The organism is Aromatoleum buckelii (genome assembly GCF_012910785.2).
GTDB lineage: Bacteria > Pseudomonadota > Gammaproteobacteria > Burkholderiales > Rhodocyclaceae > Aromatoleum > Aromatoleum buckelii.
The window spans coordinates 1,741,801-1,761,018 of sequence record NZ_WTVH02000010.1 but is presented as its reverse complement, the minus strand read 5'-3'; the positions used below and the strand labels follow the sequence as shown (position 1 = coordinate 1,761,018).

Annotated in this window: 22 protein-coding genes; 19 read left to right on the top strand and 3 right to left on the bottom strand. The window is 60.5% G+C overall.

Annotated features, from left to right (window positions below; genetic code table 11):
- Positions 1-27: 27 nt before the first annotated feature.
- The 19 genes from GO608_RS18980 (at position 28) to GO608_RS18890 (ending at position 16,995) form a co-directional block, all read left to right on the top strand.
- Entirely contained in the window at positions 28-537 is a 510-nt protein-coding gene (locus GO608_RS18980; protein WP_169198960.1) for a KdsC family phosphatase, read from the top strand.
- Between the two features lie 273 nt (positions 538-810).
- Positions 811-1,524, top strand: a complete 714-nt coding sequence (locus GO608_RS18975; RefSeq protein WP_169198961.1) for a metallophosphoesterase — start codon at positions 811-813, stop codon at positions 1,522-1,524.
- A gap of 967 nt (positions 1,525-2,491) precedes the next feature.
- Positions 2,492-3,628 carry an acyl-CoA dehydrogenase family protein gene (locus GO608_RS18970; protein ID WP_169198962.1) on the top strand — a complete coding sequence of 379 codons (1,137 nt, stop codon included), beginning with the start codon at positions 2,492-2,494 and terminating at the stop codon, positions 3,626-3,628.
- A gap of 44 nt (positions 3,629-3,672) precedes the next feature.
- The gene (locus GO608_RS18965) at positions 3,673-4,077 is read left to right on the top strand and encodes a 3-hydroxyacyl-CoA dehydrogenase family protein (protein ID WP_083945270.1); all 405 of its coding nucleotides are present in this window, start codon (positions 3,673-3,675) and stop codon (positions 4,075-4,077) included.
- Between the two features lie 33 nt (positions 4,078-4,110).
- The gene (locus GO608_RS18960; RefSeq protein ID WP_281505763.1) at positions 4,111-5,415 is read left to right on the top strand and encodes an acetyl-CoA hydrolase/transferase family protein; all 1,305 of its coding nucleotides are present in this window, start codon (positions 4,111-4,113) and stop codon (positions 5,413-5,415) included.
- Positions 5,412-6,563, top strand: a complete 1,152-nt coding sequence (locus GO608_RS18955; protein ID WP_169198964.1) for an acyl-CoA dehydrogenase family protein — start codon at positions 5,412-5,414, stop codon at positions 6,561-6,563. The genes GO608_RS18960 and GO608_RS18955 overlap by 4 nt, the downstream gene beginning before the upstream one ends.
- A 12-nt stretch (positions 6,564-6,575) precedes the next feature.
- Positions 6,576-7,586, top strand: coding sequence for an acyl-CoA dehydrogenase family protein (locus tag GO608_RS18950; RefSeq protein ID WP_211159432.1), 1,011 nt, complete (start codon positions 6,576-6,578; stop codon positions 7,584-7,586).
- A 35-nt stretch (positions 7,587-7,621) separates the two neighbouring features.
- Positions 7,622-8,413, top strand: a complete 792-nt coding sequence (locus tag GO608_RS18945) for a crotonase/enoyl-CoA hydratase family protein (RefSeq protein WP_169198965.1) — start codon at positions 7,622-7,624, stop codon at positions 8,411-8,413.
- 118 nt (positions 8,414-8,531) lie between these two features.
- Entirely contained in the window at positions 8,532-9,281 is a 750-nt protein-coding gene (locus GO608_RS18940) for an electron transfer flavoprotein subunit beta/FixA family protein (protein WP_169198992.1), read from the top strand.
- Between the two features lies 1 nt (position 9,282).
- A complete protein-coding gene (locus GO608_RS18935) occupies positions 9,283-10,218 on the top strand; it encodes an electron transfer flavoprotein subunit alpha/FixB family protein (RefSeq protein ID WP_169198966.1) in 936 nt (311 codons plus the stop codon).
- A 444-nt stretch (positions 10,219-10,662) separates the two neighbouring features.
- On the top strand, positions 10,663-11,220 hold the full coding sequence (locus tag GO608_RS18930; protein WP_343316871.1) for a SoxR reducing system RseC family protein: 558 nt from the start codon (positions 10,663-10,665) through the stop codon (positions 11,218-11,220).
- A 10-nt stretch (positions 11,221-11,230) separates the two neighbouring features.
- Positions 11,231-11,812, top strand: a complete 582-nt coding sequence (gene rsxA, locus GO608_RS18925; RefSeq protein ID WP_169198967.1) for an electron transport complex subunit RsxA — start codon at positions 11,231-11,233, stop codon at positions 11,810-11,812.
- Positions 11,813-11,828: 16 nt separating this feature from the next.
- Positions 11,829-12,359, top strand: a complete 531-nt coding sequence (locus GO608_RS18920) for an RnfABCDGE type electron transport complex subunit B (RefSeq protein WP_169198968.1) — start codon at positions 11,829-11,831, stop codon at positions 12,357-12,359.
- 15 nt (positions 12,360-12,374) lie between these two features.
- Positions 12,375-13,838 (top strand): electron transport complex subunit RsxC, encoded by a 1,464-nt coding sequence (rsxC, locus tag GO608_RS18915; RefSeq protein WP_169198969.1) that lies wholly within the window; start codon positions 12,375-12,377, stop codon positions 13,836-13,838.
- Positions 13,835-14,911, top strand: a complete 1,077-nt coding sequence (locus tag GO608_RS18910) for an RnfABCDGE type electron transport complex subunit D (RefSeq protein ID WP_169198970.1) — start codon at positions 13,835-13,837, stop codon at positions 14,909-14,911. Before rsxC ends, GO608_RS18910 begins: the two co-directional genes overlap by 4 nt.
- Positions 14,908-15,507: an electron transport complex subunit RsxG gene (rsxG, locus tag GO608_RS18905; protein ID WP_169198971.1), complete on the top strand. Its 600-nt coding sequence runs from the start codon at positions 14,908-14,910 to the stop codon at positions 15,505-15,507. The genes GO608_RS18910 and rsxG overlap by 4 nt, the downstream gene beginning before the upstream one ends.
- Positions 15,507-16,181 carry an electron transport complex subunit E gene (locus tag GO608_RS18900; RefSeq protein ID WP_169198972.1) on the top strand — a complete coding sequence of 225 codons (675 nt, stop codon included), beginning with the start codon at positions 15,507-15,509 and terminating at the stop codon, positions 16,179-16,181. The genes rsxG and GO608_RS18900 overlap by 1 nt, the downstream gene beginning before the upstream one ends.
- An 11-nt stretch (positions 16,182-16,192) precedes the next feature.
- Positions 16,193-16,471 (top strand): RnfH family protein, encoded by a 279-nt coding sequence (locus GO608_RS18895; protein WP_169198973.1) that lies wholly within the window; start codon positions 16,193-16,195, stop codon positions 16,469-16,471.
- Positions 16,472-16,689: 218 nt separating this feature from the next.
- Entirely contained in the window at positions 16,690-16,995 is a 306-nt protein-coding gene (locus GO608_RS18890) for an addiction module antidote protein (protein WP_169198994.1), read from the top strand.
- Between the two features lie 223 nt (positions 16,996-17,218).
- On the opposite strand, the gene GO608_RS18885 is transcribed toward GO608_RS18890, so the two are convergent.
- From GO608_RS18885 to had, 3 genes are all read right to left on the bottom strand, one after another.
- The gene (locus tag GO608_RS18885; RefSeq protein WP_247003320.1) at positions 17,219-17,566 is read right to left on the bottom strand and encodes a hypothetical protein; all 348 of its coding nucleotides are present in this window, start codon (positions 17,564-17,566) and stop codon (positions 17,219-17,221) included.
- A gap of 74 nt (positions 17,567-17,640) precedes the next feature.
- The gene (locus tag GO608_RS18880; RefSeq protein ID WP_169198974.1) at positions 17,641-18,033 is read right to left on the bottom strand and encodes a RidA family protein; all 393 of its coding nucleotides are present in this window, start codon (positions 18,031-18,033) and stop codon (positions 17,641-17,643) included.
- Between the two features lie 93 nt (positions 18,034-18,126).
- Entirely contained in the window at positions 18,127-19,194 is a 1,068-nt protein-coding gene (had, locus tag GO608_RS18875) for a 6-hydroxycyclohex-1-ene-1-carbonyl-CoA dehydrogenase (protein ID WP_169198975.1), read from the bottom strand.
- Positions 19,195-19,218: the final 24 nt, after the last annotated feature.

Below are 19,218 nucleotides of genomic sequence, written 5' to 3'. Positions count from 1 at the left end.
ATATCGGTAAACAAAGGAGATTATAAAATGGAAGCGGCCAACAATGTAAGGCTGGTAATTTTGGACATCGATGGAGTAATGACCGATGGACGGGTTATTCATCACGATGATGGCAGCGAATCTCGTAACTTTGACATAAAGGACGGCTTGGGGGTGGTAGCTTTGCAGATGACTGGAATTGAAGTTGGAGTCATTACGAAGGGGAAATCCGCCGCCGTCCGGAATCGCGCGGAGGAGCTGAAAATCAAGCACTATTACGAGGGAGCCAAGAAGAAAACAGACGTTTACGACACGCTGCTCGAGAAGCTGAATATCGACGACTCACAAGTGGCTTACGTGGGCGACGACCTCGTGGACCTTGGTATGATGAAACGAGTGGGCTTTTCCTGTGCAGTGGCCGATGCGGTTGAGGAGGTCAAACAGGTTGCAGGTTATGTCACCAAAGCGCGCGGCGGATACGGCGCCGTGCGCGAAGTGGCGGAACTGATCCTAAAGGCGCAGGGCAAGTGGGATCTTCTCTTGGAGAAGATCGGGTAACGAGCAGGACTCTCCGCTTAACCGGCATCAGAGGCTATAGCGCGTACTGTGTCAAACAGCGCTTCGAACGTATCCGTTACCCGCCCGACGTCCTTGCATTTTTTTACCTGATTGCATGAAAATTGGAGCGTAGCGCAATATCGGAGAAGCGCTGTTTCCAAAATGACCTGGAAATAGAAATGGCGGTTTTCGTTCACCTTTTCTCTGTATTAGAAAGAGTTCGCGGCTCTGCTTTTTGATTTCATGTTAGCCTGTGTCCCATCCAATACGGTTGTGTATGCCATTGGCGACATTCATGGTCGTCTTGACCTACTGATTCTCCTTCAGGAGAGAATTGTCGCTGACGCATGCTTGCGCGCGGCGAAACGCCGCGTTCTTGTTTATCTCGGCGATTATCTCTGTCGCGGCGAGCACTCATGCGGCGTGATCGAGCGCGTACGCACCTGGCGCCCTGAGGGTTTCGAGATCGTTGCCCTGCGGGGCAACCACGAGGACCTCATGCTCGCCTACCTCGCCGGAGCGCTTGACTGCGGCGCCTACTGGTTCGACTACGACGGCATGGATGCGCTCGCCAGTTATGGCGTAATCATTCCAGATCGCGACGCGCGCGACGCCGCGTCGCTGGAGGCTCTACGTCGGGATTTTGCTGCACGCTTGCCGGACGACCAGCTCGCCTTCATCCGCAGCCTGAAACCTTATCACGACGAGGGCGGCTATCGCTTCGTCCATGCTGGCGTCCGACCGGGCGTGCCACTCGCCGCTCAAACCGACCACGATCATCTCTGGATTCGTCAGACCTTTCTCGATTCCTGCGCGGAGCATGGCGCTGTCATCGTTCACGGGCATTCAATTTCCCCGGAGCCTGTGGTCCAACCCAACCGTATAGGCATTGACACTGGTGCATATCGCAGCGGCGTCCTTACCGCGGTGGCCCTTGAAAACGAAGATGTCGTGGTGATTCAGGCGCACGGAGCTCGCAGGGCTTAAGGACGGCCAACAGGGCCAAAAGCTACGACCGCAGTACCAAGTACGGACGCTTTTCTTGACGCATACCGGCTGGCTAGTATACAGTGAATATTGCCGTTGCAGAGAAAGGAAACCGTGAGCGATAACACGATGCGTTGCACTGCGCGGAAATTTTTGAAGGACTTTATGCTGACTGCTTCTACCCAGCACACACGAAAGCGTTCAGGGAGACAGTGATGAGGAACATAGAACTTATCGAGACAGAAAATCGTCCGGAATTGCAGTTCCCGCCCGCCCTCAACGTGGCAACCGCGCTGGGCGACCGTCACCTTGACGAAGACCGAGGCAACAAGGCTGCAATCCTGACAGTTGATGAGATTGTCGATTACAAAACCATCGTGGCGAAGGTCAGCCGCTATGGGAATGCATTCACGATGCGTGGCCTGAAGCGAGGGAGACCCTCGCCCCCGAAAAGTATCCCCGCTAGGTCCGTTTCGTGGAAACGCTGCCAAAAACCGCCACGGGTTAGATTCAGTGCTTAAAGCTCAGGAGCGCAGTGCCTGGCAATTACCTAAACGACGCAGGAGACGCCCGATGCAGTTTAGCTTTGACCCAATGGCCTGCCGCCGGACGCTGAATTTCTGCGCCAGTCGGTACGCGAGTTTTTCGATGAGGCGCTATTCGATTTCAGTACGGAGCGGCGCTTGGTCACGTGGGACGGCTTCGATGCGGATCTCAGCCGCCGTGTCGGTGCTCGCGGATTGATCGGTATGACATCGCCTAAATTTTGTTGCGGCGGGAGCGGAGCGCCCTGGAACGACGTCGGGGTCGGTGAAATGTTTGCTGCCGGTGCCCCAGCTGAGGCGGACCGGTTCTCCGACCGGCAAGACGGACCGCTTGCGGCCCTTGGACAATATGTATTTCGGCGAGCGGTGACTTCGCTTTGTATCCGGGGCGAACCGACGGCCACAGCAGTGGAGGTGTTGAAATGATTCTCAACGAGGAGCAATCGTTCATCCGTGAAACAGCTCGAAAAGTTGCGCGCGAACGCCTGGCGCCCACTGCGGCTATGCGCGACCGTGATTGCCGTTTCCCTGCTGAGGAACTCGCCGAGCTAGGTACATTGGGCTTCATGGGCATGGTGGTGCCACGGGAATGGGACGGTGCGGAAACCGATTATGTCTCTTATGTGGCGGCAATCATGGAAATTGCTGCCGGCGACGGTCCGATTTCGACCATCATGGGCGAACACACATCGGTGTGCTGCCTGCCGGTGCTCACCTATGGTACGGAGGAGCAGAAGAACCGCTTCCTTCGTCCTATGGCGCGTGGGGAGATGATTGGCTGTTTCTGCCTGACGGAGCCGGAAGCAGGATCCGACCCGGCCTCCATAAAGACGATAGCGCGCAAGGATGGCCGTTCGGGGTATGTCATCTCGGGTACTAAGCAATTCATCACGTCGGGGCGGAATGGGAGCGTGGGCATTGTCTTCGCCGTTACCGATCCAAACGCCGGCAAGAAGGGAATTTCAGCCTTCGTTGTGCCCACCAATACCCCGGGGTGGACCGTGACCCGCGTTGAGGAAAAGATGGGCCAGCGCTCGTCCGATACCTGCGCCCTTTCATTCGATGACATGTGGGTCCCCGCCGATAGCCTCTTGGGCAGAGAAGGCGAGGGGCTGCGAGTTGCGCTCTCCCACCTTGACGGCGGGCGCCTTGGCATCGCGGCCCAGTCGGTGGGTATGGGACGCGCCGCCTTTGAGCACGCATTGGGTTACGCCAAGGAACGTCGGCAGTTCGGCAAACTCCTCATCGAGCATCAGGCAGTCGCATTCCGCCTCGCCGATATGGCCACGCGGCTTGAAGCGGCCGAGCAGTTGGTGCTACACGTCGCGGCCATGCGTGATGCCGGATTACCCTGCTTCAAAGAAGCATCCATGGCGAAGGTGCTCGCGAGCGAAACGGCGGAGCGGGTCTGCTCGGATGCGATCCAGACTCTGGGAGGATACGGCTACCTGGCTGATTTTCCACTGGAGCGGATCTACCGGGATGTACGGGTCTGTCAGATATACGAGGGCACTGGAGACATGCAGCGATTGGTCATCGCACGTGCACTAACGGGATAAAGAGCGAGGATGCAACTGTGGTCCGTCTCCCGGGATAAAGCAATTTGCGTTTCTCATGCCCGGCATCGGTTATCGAATTGGTGGAGGTTGTCTTTCATTCGACAGTTTCTGATGCCGTTGAACGCGTAGTGGAGTTCTGCAATGCGATCGGGAAAGCACCGGTGATCCTGCGCAAGGAAATATTAGGTTTCATTGTGAATCGCATCTTTCGTGCTCCGATCCGCGAGTCCGTGACTCTCTATGAGGATGCGTACGCATCGGCCGAGGATGTCGATCTCGACGTGGTCAAGAGACTAGGTTGTCCGATATGCGCGCAGGATACAACAGAAATTGACGTTTTCTACCTGGCGCGAACGGATGAATACAACGAAACCGGTCTGGCTTCGGCCAAGCCCAACCGCATCGGCAAGGAGATGTACGCGGGGCAGCTGGGGCAAGAAGGCTGGTAAAGGATTCTGTACGTAAGAGGGAGGCAAGAAGTAATGATTACTCCGCGCGGCAAGAGACTCCAACTGTCGCATCTCCGAGACCTACGTTCGGCTTTGCCCGATGCGCCATGCATAGTACTCCACTCCGCGTGTGCCGAGCCTCCGCGCTTGGCTCAGCAACTGAGTGAAGCAGCCGAGGTGTTCCGCGGGGCGACCGTGTATGGGCTCATGCCGATGGGCGAAGCGCCCTATGCTGGCGTAGAGGCAACCGAGCATCTTTCGGTCCAGGCGCTGTTTCCGGGAAAGGGATTGCGTGAGCCGATCAATTCAGGCCGCGCTTCTTTTCGACGCTGCACGCTGTCGGAAATTCCGGCCCTTTTCGTAAGCGGTGAGATCAGGGCCGATCTCCTGCTACTACAGGTCTCTGCGCCAGACGAAAATGGGAGGATGTCTCTCGGGGTATCGGTCGACTATATGCGGGCGGTCCTCGCTCAGGATCCAATCGTCGTTGCGGAAGTGAACCCGCAGATGCCTTTTACCTGCGGAGACACGGCCTTGCTGCCCGAGGAGGTCGACTTCGTCATTAATGCGAATCGCGGCCCGCAGGTCGTGTGCCCAGCCGACACTGACGACATTGACCTGACAATCGCAGGACATATAGCAGGTCTCATCTCTTCTGGAGCTGTGTTGCAGACTGGCATCGGAGCCTTGCCGGACCTGGTGTTCACGGAACTGGGCCACCTATACGATTTGGGGATCCATAGCGGTGTCATCAGCGATGGCGTTCGGCCGCTGATCGAGCGCGGTGTTGTGACTAACGCAACGAAAAAGGTGTTGCCGGGTAAGACGGTTACAACGATGGCTGCAGGTACCCGATCCTTCTATGACTTCCTTGACCGTAACCCGTTGGTCGAATTTCATCCCTGCTCGTTTACACACGCACTTGATGTCCTCGCGGCCATCGATGGGCTCGTTGCGATCAACAGCGTTCTGCAGGTCGACATAAATGGCAGTGCCAATGCCGAGCAGGTCGGCGATCGCGTGATCTCAACGCCCGGAGGATTGCCGGACTTTGCAAGGGGCGCATCAGCAGCGAAGGGCGGTATGAGCGTCATCGCACTCCGCGCCGCAACCAAAGGGGACGCGTTCAGCAACATTGTCACTGCGTTCGGCCGGGGAGTGCCTAGGACAGTAGGTGCGCAAGACATCGATTACGTGGTGACCGAGTATGGGGTTGCTCGACTGCGAAATAAATCGCCAGCACAGCGGGCACTGGAACTCAGTGCCGTGGCACATCCGGATTTCCGAGCCGCGCTGCGGCGCGGCGAGACATTCAATAGAACGATGGAGCATTCATGATCGAGTCGCTTGAGCTTACATCCATCCCCGCCGAGGACGAGGCTCTGCGAGCCTCTGTGCGTGCATTTCTTGACGAAGCGCTGGACGGGGTGCCGGCCGATGTCCGTGCCCGGTCCTGGATGGGCTACGACGCCGACTTTAGTCGCCGGCTTGCCGCGAAAGGGTGGCTCGGTTTGACCCTGCCGAAGGAATACGGCGGCGGCGGGCGAAGTTCGTTCGCGCGCTTTGTCGTCGTGGAGGAACTGCTCTCTGCCGGGGCTCCCGTCACCGCTCACTGGATTGCCGACCGCCAGAGCGGGCCCTTGATCCACAAATATGGGTCCGAAGTGCAGAAGAAATTCTATCTGCCCCGGATCTGCCGAGGGGAAGCTTTTTTTTGCATCGGCATGAGTGAGCCTAACTCAGGTTCGGATCTCGCCAGCGTGACAACTCGGGCGGTCAGGACGGATAGCGGCTGGAAGCTGAACGGACGCAAGATCTGGACGACGAACGCCTACCGTTCCCACTACATGATTGCACTTGTGCGCACATCAGGGGAGCCCGCGGATCGGTACAAGGGCTTGTCCCAGATGATCGTAGATCTCTCCTTTCAGGGCGTGACTGTGCGGCCGATCCATGACATCACGGGGGACGCTCATTTCTGTGAAGTCTTTTTCGACGACGTGATGCTCGGTGACGATGCGCTGATCGGCGCAGAGGGGTCCGGTTGGGAACAAGTGACGGCGGAACTTGCGTTCGAACGCAGTGGGCCGGAGCGCATATATTCCACGCTGGTTCTCCTTGACGAGTGGCTTGTTTTCCTCGGTCGTGATATGCCTGTCGATGATGGGCGCGTCGCGTTACTCGGGCGCATGGCCAGCCAGCTATGCGTGCTGCGTGCGATGGCCATTTCGGTCACGGAAAAGCTGGCGCGGGGTGAGAGTCCAGTGGTTGAGGCCGCGCTGGTCAAGGACTTGGGGACGGAATTCGAGCAGCAGATGCCGCTCCTGATTGCTGACAGTCTGGGGGACGATCCGGATCGTCCGGCGCCATCCGTCCTGTTGAAAACCCTGGCATACGTGACACAAATTTCTCCTTCATTTTCTCTGCGAGGCGGCACGCGGGAAATCCTGCGCGGGATGATCGCCCGTGGGCTCGGACTTCGGTAGAGGACAGCGGTCATGCGAGAGATCATATTCGACGCGATGGAGCAACTGCTCGGTGATTGCTGTTCGCCGAATCATGTGCGCCGTATCGAGAGGGGGGAGGGAGGCCCGAAGGAACGTGCCGTACTTTGGCGGGCATTACAGGAGTCCGGCTTTACCGACGCCCTGGTGGCTGAAGCGAGAGGGGGGTCAGGATTGAGTCTGTCCGATGCATATCCGATCGCGTTTGTTGCTGGTCGCCATGCCTTGCCGCTACCGTTGATGCAGACCATATTGGTTCGAGGAATCATGTCCGAGACCAATGCCGAACTTCCAGAAGGGTCGATAACGATTGCTGGAGACGTCTCGGTGACTCCGGACGGAACAGTCGTATCGAATTACGTACCGTTTGGTGAAGTGGCTGACTGGGTCTTGGTGGATTTCGGCGATCGGGCGCAGCTATTGCCTGCGACCGGTGCCCAAAGGCACATTGCCGGGGGGTACGGGAGCGTCAATGCCCGAATGCGATGGACCAACCCGTCGATTTCTGGCAACGAACTTCCCGGATCTCACTGGCGCGCCTATGGAGCGTGTCTGATTTCGGCAATGCTCGCCGGAGCCATGGAGCGGACGTTGAATATGACATTGGGCTATGCCAATGATCGAGTGCAATTCGGGAGGCCGATTGCAAAACTGCAAATCATCCAGCAGCAGGTCAGTGTCATGGCAGAGCAGGTTTTCGCGGCCAGAATGGCGGCCCAGGTCGGTTTTAGTACCGCGGGGACACGTCCCAAATTGATGGCTGCCGCTGTGGCAAAGCAACGCACCAGCGAGGCGGTCGGTACGGTGTCGTCAATTGCGCATTCCGTTCACGGCGCAATGGGGTTTACCGAGGAATATGATTTGCAACTTTTCACACGCCGGATGCACGAGTGGCGCCTCGCGTATGGAACCGAAGTCTATTGGTCAAAGATCATCGGGCGCGAACTGCTTGCCGCCGGTGAGTCACGAACTCTGGATTTCGTACGTCAGAGTCTTGCCGGTTGAGCTGTCCCATCCAACTTGATATTGAGAGACGAATAATGGGTAGTTTCCTGCTGTTCGAAAAGAGCGGGCCTGTGGTCACGCTGACCATGAATCAGCCCGAACTCCGGAATGTGCTGACAGGCAATTTGGCTGTCGAAGACTTCGTCGATGCATGTTCCCGTATCGCCCGTGATCCGACCGTTCGTGCCGTCATCCTCACTGCTGCGGGAACGGTGTTTTGCGCGGGCGGAAATTTGAAGGATATGCGGCGCTATTCGGAGGAGAAAGTGGATCCGATTACGATCAGCGACGAATATCGACGGGGAATTCAGCGGCTCACGCTGGCACTCTACAATCTTGAGGTGCCCGTGATCGCGGCAGTAAATGGGGGGGCGATCGGCGCAGGATGCGACCTGGCGTGCATGTGCGATATCCGGATCGCCGCTTCGTCGGCATATTTCGCGGAGTCCTTTGTAAAGGTCGGGATTGTTCCGGGCGATGGGGGGGCTTGGTTACTGCCGCGTGTGGTAGGTCAATCGCGGGCGGCGGAAATGTCCTTCACGGGCGATCCAATTTCCGCGCAAGAGGCTCTCGACTGCGGTCTGGTGTCCCGTGTAGTGCCTGGCGAGGAGTTGCTGGAGGTGGCTAACAAGTTGGCACAGCGCATTGTTTCCAACCCTGGCCCTGCACTGCGTATGACGAAACGACTTCTTCGGGAGGGGCAATACTTGCGCTTGGAGTCCCTGTTGGAGCTTTCTGCAACCTACCAGGCGCTAGCGCACAAGACTTCCGAGCATGAGGAGGCTGTCGCGGCATTCCTGGAAAAACGCTCGCCGCGTTTCGAGTAGGGAACCCTTCGATAAAGAAGCGGCGGCGCAGCTCAATGAAGCGCGCAAGCCCAAAACGGACCACGAGCGCTTGAAGCTGGAGTTCGATTTGTTTCTACCGGACAGCGGAGCTAACGCTATGAAGATCCTGGTACCCGTGAAACGTGTCGTCGATTTTAACGTCAAGGTGCGCGTCAAGAGTGATGGCACGGGCGTGGATATCGCGAACTTGAAGATGTCGATGAACCCGTTCGACGAGATCGCTATCGAGGAGGCCGTGCGCCTAAAGGAAGCCGACGGGGCGAGCGAGGTGGTGGCGGTTAGCTGCGGGAGCGCGGCATGTCAGGAGACGCTGCGCGCGGCGCTGGCAATCGGGGCGGACCGCGGCATCCTCATCGAGACTGACGGCGAGCTGCAGCCGCTGGCGGTGGCGAAGCTCCTCAAGGCCTTGTGTGTCAAGGAAACCCCGCAGCTCGTGATCTGCGGCAAGCAGGCGGTCGACGACGACGCGAACCAGACCGGCCAGATGCTGGCGGCGCTGATGGGCTGGTCGCAGGCGACGTTCGCATCGAAGCTCGTCGTCGGCGACGGCCGGGCGACGGTCACGCGCGAAATCGACGGCGGCCTCGAGACCCTCGACATCAATCTGCCCGGGGTCGTGACGACCGACCTGCGTCTGAACGAGCCGCGGTACGCGACGCTCCCGAACATCATGAAGGCGAAGAAGAAGCCGCTCGAGATCGTGAAACCCTCTGACCTCGGGGTGGACGTAGCACCGCGTCTAACGACGCTGAAGGTCGCCGAGCCAATCAAGAGAAGCGCCGGCGTGCGTGTTGCCGACGTCGCGCAGCTCGTCGACAAGCTCAAAAACGAAGCGAAGGTGATCTGACATGGCGATTCTGGTTATTGCTGAACACAACAATCAGTCGATCAAGGCTGCCACGCTGAACGCCGTGACGGCGGCTACGAAGCTCGGCGGCGACGTACATGTGCTGGTCGCGGGCGCAGGCTGCGACTCGGCAGCCGAAGCTGCCGCGAAAGTCGCCGGCGTGGCGAAAGTGTGCGTGGCGGATGCAGCGCACTACGACGCGCAGACCGCCGAGAACGTCGCCGCGCTTGTCATGCAGGTCGCCACCGACTACTCGCACATCGTCGCGTCGGGCACCACGTTTGGCACGAACGTGCTGCCGCGCCTCGCCGCGCTGCTCGACGTCGCGCAGATCTCGGACGTCGTCGCGGTCGAGTCGGCCGATACCTTCGTGCGCCCGATCTACGCGGGCAATGCGATCGCGACCGTCAAGAGCGCCGACAAGGTGAAAGTGCTGACGATCCGCATGACGGCGTTCGAAGCGGCGGGGCAGGGCGGTAATGCGGCTGTCGAAGCGCTCGCCCCCGGCCCCGACCTGGGCCTCACCGCGTTGGTCGGCCGCGAACTTACAAAGAGCGCGCGCCCCGAACTCGGCGCGGCGAAGATCATCGTGTCGGGCGGTCGGGGGCTGGGTAGCCGCGAGAATTACCGTGGTCTTCTCGAGCCCCTCGCCGACAAGCTTGGGGCGGCGCTCGGCGCCTCGCGCGCCGCGGTCGATGCGGGCTTCGCGCCGAATGACTACCAAGTCGGCCAGACTGGCAAGATCGTCGCGCCGCAGCTCTACATTGCGGTCGGAGTATCGGGCGCAATTCAGCATCTTGCTGGCATGAAGGACTCGAAGGTCATCGTCGCGATCAACAAGGACCCTGAGGCGCCGATTTTCCAGATCGCCGACTACGGGCTTGTCGGCGATCTCATCGACGCGGTTCCGGATCTCACCGGCGTGCTCGCCGTCTGACGGCGCGCGTTCCTGTCGACTGGCTTCAGCGGCGCCAACTCCCTCTCTCCCTCCGTGCCATCGGAGTTGGTCCGGCTCGCCACCCACAATCGCGAGCCGGACTTTTTTCCTCGTTTCCGCCGAGCACCGCAACGACGGGTAGCCCAAGTTCCGCAGTACACGAGCGAGTATTCTGCGCAGTGCCGGCAAACTCGTGTTGCCGAGATGTGCATAGGATGTGTTCTCGTCTTTCGACAACAGCTGCCATTTTCTCTAACGCATCCCGTCGCCGCGACAGTGACGGCGGAGTAAATCAGTGGTTCATTAAGTGGGGCAGAAGGTTGCTCTTGAAGTTGTAGGCCTGATTGTTGACACGAAAGAAACCGGACGTATAGTATGTAAAAAGAGTGCTACGGCGTAAGATTTGCCGCCGTACCTCAAACAAACCCTAAGCGACCAACTTCGATGATGAATACAGCTAGGTATGCCCGCGGATGTTGCTCTGGCGGTGGACGTCTGAGCACTACGGACATCGCTATCCACTGCCCGCAAGACGACGCTACGCTGATCGAAGGTATCGCGCACGTAGTCGCTCTAGAACGGGGCGTCGCTTGGCTGGAGCCCGAACAGACCGACAGTTGTGGCGGCTGCGCAGGGACTGCGAAATGTGGCACTAAGGGGATCGGGACGCTGGCAAGCCGCCTCGAGGCGCGCCGTTTCCCTCTGGCGGACGGTGGTGAACTTCGCATCGGCGAACGCGTGGTCGTCGGTGTGCGTGAGGATGCACTCGTAAAGGCGAGTATGACCGCCTATGCGATGCCATTGGTAACGACATTCGCCGCTGGGGCTGCTGCCCAAGCGAGTGCGCAAAACGACGGCATCACCGTCGCTGCCTGTGCGCTCGGCCTTGCGATTGGTCTTGGCATTGCCCGCCTCATCGCCCAGCGCCTCAATGCTCACGGGGAAATCGCCCCGCGCCTGCTGCGCCGTGCCGGCCCCCCGCCGGACTTTCGTCCCGAGTGAGGTAGAAACCATGCAGGAATACGCTCTTCTGTTTGTCAGCGCAGCACTTGTTAATAACGTCATTCTCGCCCGATTCCTCGGTTTGTGCTCGTTCATGGGCGTCACGACCCGCGTCGATACGGCGGTCGGCATGGGAATGGCAACGACTTTCGTCATCACTGTGTCGTCGATGATCGACTGGGCGGTGGAGGTCTGGCTGCTGCAGCCCTACGGCCTCGGCTACTTGCGCACCGTGACCTTTATCCTTGTCATTGCGGCTGCGGTGCAATTCACCGAGATGACGGTGCGCAAGGTGTCGCCCCCGCTGTTCCAGATGCTGGGCATCTACCTGCCGCTGATCACGACGAACTGCGCGGTCCTCGGCGTCGCGTTGCTACTGGTCGAAGGGCGCATGAATTTCCTGTCCAGTGCCCTATTCGCCTTTGCGTCGTCACTTGGCTACAGCCTTGTCATGGTCATCTTCGCGGGGCTACGCGAACGTCTTGCGCTGGCGGAGGTGCCGCGCCTGTTCGCAGGCCCGCCGGTAGGCTTCATCGCCGCGAGCCTGCTGGCGCTGGCCTTCATGGGCTTCTCTGGCATGAGCACGAACTAAGGAATGGAGAACGACCATGTTGATCGACGTCGGCAGTCTCACGATTATGGGAGTCGCCCTCGGCGGCCTGCTTGGAACGGCTGCGCGTTTTCTCGCTGTCGAAGAAGACCCGCTCGAAGAGGAGCTCAAAGCCATGCTTCCCGGCTCACAGTGCGGCCAATGCGGACACGTCGGCTGTGCCCAAGCAGCTGCGGCACTGGCCCGCGGCGAAGCGCCAGTAACCCTGTGCCCGCCGGGCGGCAAGGCAGTCGCCGAGGCGCTGGCGAAAAAGCTCGGCATCAGTGCCGACCTTTCGGAGCATACGGAAAAAGCAGCCGAGTTTGCCTACATTGACGAAGACTTGTGCATCGGCTGCACACGTTGCTTGAAGGAATGCTCGGTAGACGCAATCCTCGGCGCCAACAAGCTGATGCATACCGTGATCGCTGAGGCCTGCCATGGCTGCGGCAAATGTGCGCTGGTCTGCCCCACAGAAGGCATCGTGATGCGCCCGCTGCCGCAAACGATCGCCCTCTGGCACTGGCCGAAACCCGACATCTCCCACTAGCCGGAGCCCTCAGCCATGAAATTCTACTCAATCCGCGGCGGCGTCCACCCAAATTACCGCAAGGACCTCACGAGCGAGCGTCCGATCGTCGCCATGCCCTTGCCGGAGCGGCTCTTCATTCCACTCCAACAGCACATCGGTGCCCCGGCCGAAGCGCTCGTTGAGGCCGGCGACCGGGTCAGGAAAGGCCAATTGATCGCCCGCAGCCAAGGCGTAGTCTCGGCGCCAAAGCACGCCCCGACTTCAGGCGTCATCGAAGCGGTGAGTCCGCTCACGGCGCCGCATCCATCAGGCCTCGCCCAAGCGACGATTATCCTCGTCCCCGACGGCAAGGACGAATGGGCGAGCCTGCCCGATCCGATCGCCGAGCCCTTCGACGCCCTACCGGCGGCAATCTGCGAGCGCGTCGCGCAAGCCGGAATCGTCGGTTTGGGCGGCGCAGCCTTTCCCTCAGCGGTCAAGCTCGGCCTCGGTCGCCAGCACCGGCTCGAGATCCTGCTGATCAACGGCGCTGAATGCGAGCCCTACCTGACTTGCGACGACCGGCTGATGCGCGAGCGTGCCAAAGAGATCATCGACGGCGCACGCCTGATGGCTCATGCGCTTGGCGTGCCGCGAGTCATCGTCGCCGTCGAGGCCAACAAGCCGCAAGCCATAGAAAGCATGACCCGCGCCGCCGAGCACTTTGCTGAAGTTTCTGTCATCGCCGTTCCGGTGCAATACCCGACAGGCTCAGCGCATCACTTGGTGCTGGCGCTCACCGGCCGCGAGACACCTGCGGCGAAGCGCACCGCCGACGTAGGCGTCGTTGTCCATAACGTCGCTACCGCCCGCGCCGTGCAGCAGGCGATCCGCCATGGCCGACCACTCACCCATCGGGTGGTGACGGTGAGTGGTGGTGCTATGCGTGCGCCGAATAATATCGAGGCACCGATCGGCGCCCCGGTTGGCTCGCTAGTCGACTTTTGCGGCGGTTTTTCCACCCCGCCGCGGCGCCTGGTCAATGGCGGACCGATGATGGGCGAACCGCTGGCGAGCCTCGACGTGCCAGTCGTAAAGGGCACCACCGGAATCCTCGCACTCACTGCCGAGGAGGTCGGCGAACAGCCGGCAAGTCCCTGCATCCGCTGCGGCAGCTGCATCAGCGTTTGCCCCTGCGGGCTTTCACCGGTCGAGTTAGCCGCCCTTATACGGAGGGACCGGATCGATGTCGCTGGCAAGCTCGGCGTCATGGACTGCATGGCTTGCGGCAGCTGCGCTTGGGCCTGCCCATCGCACCTGCCACTGGTCCAGTATTTCAACTACGCCAAAGGCCGACTCAATGCCGAAGCGCTCGCCCAGCGCAAGATCGAGCGTACGCGTACTCTGGTCGAGGCGCACAACCTCCGCCAGGAAAAGGCCGTAGCAGCCAGTCAGGCAGTAGCAGCTGCACGCAAGACATCGCAGCCCCGACTTCAGGCCACGGAGGTCGTCGAATGAATCCGCCGCTCCCTGACAAAAGTGGGCCGTTCACCCACGCGCCGAACAGCGTCCAGCAGACGATGCTGACAGTGTTGCTGGCGCTCTCGCCGGCCACACTGTTCAATGCGTATCTCTTCGGTTGGCCGGCGATCCTGCTGTTCGTCGTCACCGTCGCCAGCTGCATTACCATCGAGGCGGTCTGCCTCGTGCTCGCCGGGCGCAAGGTTCAGGCTGGACTCGCCGACGGCTCGGGAGTGCTTACCGGATGGTTACTGGCAATGAGCCTGCCACCCTGGGCGCCATGGTGGATCGGCGTACTCGGCGCGGTCTTCGCAATCGCGCTGGCCAAGCACGCCTTTGGCGGCCTCGGCCAGAACGTGTTCAACCCGGCAATGGTTGCTCGCGTCGCGCTGCTGGTATCCTTCCCTGTTGTGATGACGGCATGGGTCAGCCCACAGCCGCTGTTCTCCGCCGGCGCGCCGGGCTTGGCCGAGGCAGCGGCGATTACTTTCGGCGAATACAGCGTAGACGCAGTTAGCGCTGCCACGGCGTTGGGCCACGTCAAGACCGAATTGTCGCGGGGCATCTCGGTGACGCAGTCGATGCCCCAAGTGCCGGGCCTCATTGACATGGCCTTGGGCCTGCGCGCCGGCAGCTTCGGCGAAACCTCGGCCGTCCTGATTCTGCTGGGTGGCATGTATCTGATGGCGCGACGCGTCATCTCCTGGCATATCCCGGCCACCGTGCTCGGCAGCTTGTTCCTGCTGGGAACGCTATTCCACGCCGTGAACCCGGCGCGCTTCGCCGACGGCAGTTTCCACATGTTCTCGGGCGCGAGCTTTCTCGGCGCCTTCTTCATCGCCACCGATTACGTCACCTCCCCCGTCTCTAAGACCGGCCAGCTCATCTTCGGCATTGGTTGCGGCGTCCTCGCCTGGGTCATTCGGACCTTCGCCGGCTATCCCGAAGGTATGGCTTTCGCCGTATTGCTAATGAATGCACTGGCCCCGATCATCGACCAGTACACCCGGCCGCGCCTGTTCGGCCGCGGCCGCGATGGCCAGCCGCTACCGCTGAAGGAGGATGCATGAAACCGCGCACCTACGTTCATGCGCTGATCCTCGGCACATTCTGCCTCGGCTTCGGGTTTGTCCTCGCGGTCACCGACCGCGTCACCACCGAACCGATTGCCGATCGCGCCCTGGAAGACAAACTGAATTCGCTCGCGCAGGTGCTGCCCGAAGGCCTCCATGACAATAATCCGATCGAGGACGCAGTAACCCTGCCGGGCCCGCACGACAAGGAGATCACCGTCTATCGCGCACTCCGGGACGGCCAGGTGACTGGCGTCGCCTACGAGATTCGCGGCTCGGGCTACGCGGGTGAAATCCGCCTGATGCTGGGCGTCGACGCGAACGGCCAGATCCTTGGCGTGCGCGCCATCGCTCACAAGGAAACGCCAGGCCTCGGAGACAAGATCGAGGTCAAGAAGGGCGACTGGATCCTGCATTTCGCCGGCCGTGCGCTGGGTAACCCCGCAGCGGACGGGTGGAAGGTGAAGAAGGATGGCGGCAGCTTCGACCAGTTTGCCGGCGCAACCATCACCCCGCGCGGCGTTGTCGCTGCGGTGCGGGGGGGACTGGAGTTCTTTGCCACCCACAAGACGCGGCTCATGGAGGTGAACTGATGGCCCACTCGTACCGACAAATCGCCCGCGACGGCCTGTGGGACAACAACGGCGTGCTGTGCATGCTGCTCGGCATGTGCCCCGCCATGGCCATGACAACCAGCGCCACCAATGGCCTCGGCATGGGCCTAGCGACAGCGGCGGTGATGGCGGCGTCCAACCTGCTCGTCGCACTCTTTCGCGAGCGTATCACCCAGGAGGTGCGCATCCCGGTTTACATCCTGATCGTCGCCGCCATGGTGACCATCGTTGATCTCACAATGAACGCTTGGCTGCACGAGCTCTACAAGGTGCTCGGCCTGTTCATCCCCTTGATCGTCTCCAACTGCCTGCCGCTTGCCCGGCTCGAAGCCTTCGCCGCCAAAGAGCCAATTCTCCCCTCGCTACTTGACGGCATCTTTATGGGTTTAGGCTTCACCCTCGCGCTTACCGCCATCGGCGCCGTGCGCGAGATCATCGGCTCGGGCACGCTGTTTGCTGACGCATCGCTGCTGCTCGGACCGGCCTTTCACTTCATGGAACTGCGACTGCTGCCCGCCAACACCGGCGTCCTGATGATGATCCTGCCCCCGGGGGGATTTCTTACTGCCGGATTGATGGTGGTCGTCAAACGCATGCTCGACGTTCGCGCCGGCAAGGGCATTCAGATGACCGGCGCACACAGCGTTGCTTGAGGAGACTACCAATGAAAATCGGTATCGCCTACGCCATCCCCGTTCGCCAAGTCTGGCTGACGCTCGACCTGCCCGAAGGCATCACCGTCGGCGAGGCAATCCTGAGCTCTGGAATCACCGGCCAGTTCCCCGAAATCGACCTCGCGCGGCAGAAAGTTGGAATCTTCGGCAAGCTCGTTGCCCTCGACAGGGTGCTAGAAGACGGTGACCGCGTCGAAATCTACCGCCCAGTCACCCGCGACCCGAAAACAGTGCGCAAGCGCGCCAAACCCGCGGTTCTCACGAGCTGAGCCGTTAGCATTTAAGGTGAAGCTGTCGGCGCGCATCCGAGAATCTCCACTCGACAGCGCGGCGGGTCAGTCGGACGCCCTCGGCCATTTCCCGCGGGCGATCGGTCATCCAGCCGTTGAATTTCCGCCAGCAGTGGGACCACGCTGCCATCGCGTAGGCCGACGCGAATTCGGGATCGCACTCGATGGCCCTGTGAAAGAGCGGCAGCGCCAGGTCGATTGTTGCACTCAAACTGCGCAAATGGGACACAGCCGAGCACCTCAATACCGAGGAGGAAATGGCGCTCTACCTCGAGGCTTGCCTGGAAGAGGCCGGAGACGATGCGGCTTTCATCGCCAATGCGCTGGGCGATATTGCTCGTTCCAAAGGCATGACCCAGCTGGCCAAGGACACCGGCCTGGGGCGGGAGAGCTTGTACAAGGCCCTTTCCGGCGAGGGCAATCCGAGTTTTGCCACCATCCTCAAGGTGACACGCGCGTTGGGCCTGCAAGTGCACGTGGCACGGCGGCACGCGCCGGTGTGATCGCCCGGCGCGCGATGCCGCGAACTGCTCGCAACGTTTCGCGCGGCGCTGGAGTGCCTGTTGGGGCCGGTTGGACTAGGCCCCTGGCATCGGTCGGGTTACGCCCAATGAACTTTCAAAAGTCCGGCGTAGTCCCGCGCCGTTAGTGGGTTTGGCGAGACTGCTCGGTGACGCACCGCATTTGCCTGGCGGGCACCGCAAGTCACGGTGCGCGGGTAACTTTTTAGTGCCGAGGAAACACTAACCCCAAAGCCTCGACTAGATCGGACAGGCCTGCATCCTCGAGGTTGTCGAGTGACATCAACATGTATGGATGCAGCCGTCCGCTGCGCGCCAACTGGGGAGCCCGTGCAAGCCCGGCTGCGACAAGTTCGTGCAGCGCTTCGAGTTCGACGACGAGCAATATCGCAAGGTCTGGATCGAACGTTCCAGAATAGGCGCGCAGCGAAACGCTTGTACCGTCGTCGGCGCCGCGCCAAACGAGCAAGATGCCGTCACGTGCAGCGAAATCCTCCTTCGTCAGCACGCCGACCGATGCGTTGGCCGTGCGCAGCCTCTCGCGGTCGAGCATCTCCTTTCATGCAGTGCAGTCGAGAATGCGATCGTTCATCGGCCTGCCATCCTCCTCTGCTTCACACTGCGAAGTCACGCGGGCAGAACCGCAGTAACTTCGATCTCGACCTTCGCGCCTTTTTCCACGAACCCGGCGACCTGCACTGCGGTCATCGCGGGGAAGTGTCGCCCGATCAGCTCACGATAGACCGCACCAATCTCGGTTTGCCGTGCGTTGTACTCCGCGCCGTCGGCGAGGTACCAGTTTATCCGAACGATGTTGGTCGGGTGCGCCTCGGCCTCGGCTAGAACCGCTACAACGTTGGTGAGCGCCTGGCGCACTTGGCCGACGAGGTCATCGGTTCGGAACTGTTCCTGTTCATCCCACCCGACTTGCCCCGCCACGAAAATTATCCGGCCGTTGGCGACGATCCCGTTCGAATAGCCCTTGGGGCGTCGCCAGCCGGGCGGCTGCAGAAATTGCATGACTCTCTCCTTAGCTTGTGCCGTGGCCATCTGCCGTCAAGGGCAAGAACGAGTGCGGTGCGGGACTTCTGGCCACCGAGCGCGACCCCAGTCCTAGAAGTCTGGAACAAGGATGACGCGCCTTCTAAGGTCTCCGCGATGCGCCTGCTCGAAGACTTGAGCGATTTCGCTCATCGGTCGTTCTTCGACGAAGGGTTCTAGCGAAACCCGTCCGTCGATGCACATTTCGAGTACTTCCGGGTACTTTTCCGGAGGGCAGCCCCACGTGCCGATGATTTCGGCATCGAACGCCATCAGGCGGGACAGCATGTAGGTCGTCTTGTCCGTGCCGTAGCCGAGCACCACCAGCGTGCCCGTATAGGAAAGCAGCGATAGGGCCAGATCCTGTCCGTCCTTCGTGCCAGTGGCTTCGAAGATCTTCCACCCGTGCGTCGAGCTCAGTCCGTTGTCGTTGCAGAATTGTCTGAGCTGGTCTTTGACATCCTTGGGGCTCAAACCACTGAGATTGATCGTGAAATCCGCACCGTACTTTCGGATCTTCGCCAACTTCTCTTCGTTGCGGCCGATGGCGATTACCGCACGACACCCCATCGCTTTGGCGACCTGTGTCATGAAAGATCCGATTCCGCCCGTTGCACCGATGACGATGGCCAGGTCGCCTGGCGCCAATCCGGCGCGCAGGGCTGCCTGATACGGGGTGGTCACGGCATCCGCCACGGCGCAAAGGTGTGACAGGGGGATATCTCCCCGGTTATCGGCAGGGCACAGGAACTTTGCCGGGACTACGATGTGACTCGAGAATCCGCCGTAGATCCCCATCGAGTAGCCGGGCATCTGCTGCGACAGGCAACGGTTGCTGCGGCCGCTCGAACAAAGCTCGCATTCACCACAAGGAATCACGGCTGGAACGATCACTTCCTTGCCGATCATGGATGGTTCGCCACCAATCACGATACCGCTGACCTCATGGCCCAACGAGAGGGGCGGCTCCTGGATGGTCGGCACACCCAGGTAGAAGTAGGACAGATCAGTGTGGCAGACTCCGCAGCCGCTGATCTTGACCACGGCGTCGCCCGATCGAAGCTCGGGCATCGGAATTTGAGTGCGAAGCAGTTCCCCGGGGCGGGTCATCTGCCATGTATCGATGTGCGTCGGGATCATTCGGCGGGTCCTGTCGATGAAAGC

Coding starts and splice junctions, on each gene's coding strand:
- GO608_RS18980 (WP_169198960.1), top strand. CDS start 28: ATGGAAGCGGCCAACAATGTAAGGCTGGTAATTTTGGACATCGATGGA.
- GO608_RS18970 (WP_169198962.1), top strand. CDS start 2,492: ATGATTCTCAACGAGGAGCAATCGTTCATCCGTGAAACAGCTCGAAAA.
- GO608_RS18960 (WP_281505763.1), top strand. CDS start 4,111: ATGATTACTCCGCGCGGCAAGAGACTCCAACTGTCGCATCTCCGAGAC.
- GO608_RS18955 (WP_169198964.1), top strand. CDS start 5,412: ATGATCGAGTCGCTTGAGCTTACATCCATCCCCGCCGAGGACGAGGCT.
- GO608_RS18950 (WP_211159432.1), top strand. CDS start 6,576: ATGCGAGAGATCATATTCGACGCGATGGAGCAACTGCTCGGTGATTGC.
- GO608_RS18945 (WP_169198965.1), top strand. CDS start 7,622: ATGGGTAGTTTCCTGCTGTTCGAAAAGAGCGGGCCTGTGGTCACGCTG.
- GO608_RS18940 (WP_169198992.1), top strand. CDS start 8,532: ATGAAGATCCTGGTACCCGTGAAACGTGTCGTCGATTTTAACGTCAAG.
- GO608_RS18935 (WP_169198966.1), top strand. CDS start 9,283: ATGGCGATTCTGGTTATTGCTGAACACAACAATCAGTCGATCAAGGCT.
- GO608_RS18930 (WP_343316871.1), top strand. CDS start 10,663: ATGATGAATACAGCTAGGTATGCCCGCGGATGTTGCTCTGGCGGTGGA.
- rsxA (WP_169198967.1), top strand. CDS start 11,231: ATGCAGGAATACGCTCTTCTGTTTGTCAGCGCAGCACTTGTTAATAAC.
- GO608_RS18920 (WP_169198968.1), top strand. CDS start 11,829: ATGTTGATCGACGTCGGCAGTCTCACGATTATGGGAGTCGCCCTCGGC.
- rsxC (WP_169198969.1), top strand. CDS start 12,375: ATGAAATTCTACTCAATCCGCGGCGGCGTCCACCCAAATTACCGCAAG.
- GO608_RS18910 (WP_169198970.1), top strand. CDS start 13,835: ATGAATCCGCCGCTCCCTGACAAAAGTGGGCCGTTCACCCACGCGCCG.
- rsxG (WP_169198971.1), top strand. CDS start 14,908: ATGAAACCGCGCACCTACGTTCATGCGCTGATCCTCGGCACATTCTGC.
- GO608_RS18900 (WP_169198972.1), top strand. CDS start 15,507: ATGGCCCACTCGTACCGACAAATCGCCCGCGACGGCCTGTGGGACAAC.
- GO608_RS18895 (WP_169198973.1), top strand. CDS start 16,193: ATGAAAATCGGTATCGCCTACGCCATCCCCGTTCGCCAAGTCTGGCTG.
- GO608_RS18885 (WP_247003320.1), bottom strand. CDS start 17,566: ATGCTCGACCGCGAGAGGCTGCGCACGGCCAACGCATCGGTCGGCGTG.
- GO608_RS18880 (WP_169198974.1), bottom strand. CDS start 18,033: ATGCAATTTCTGCAGCCGCCCGGCTGGCGACGCCCCAAGGGCTATTCG.
- had (WP_169198975.1), bottom strand. CDS start 19,194: ATGATCCCGACGCACATCGATACATGGCAGATGACCCGCCCCGGGGAA.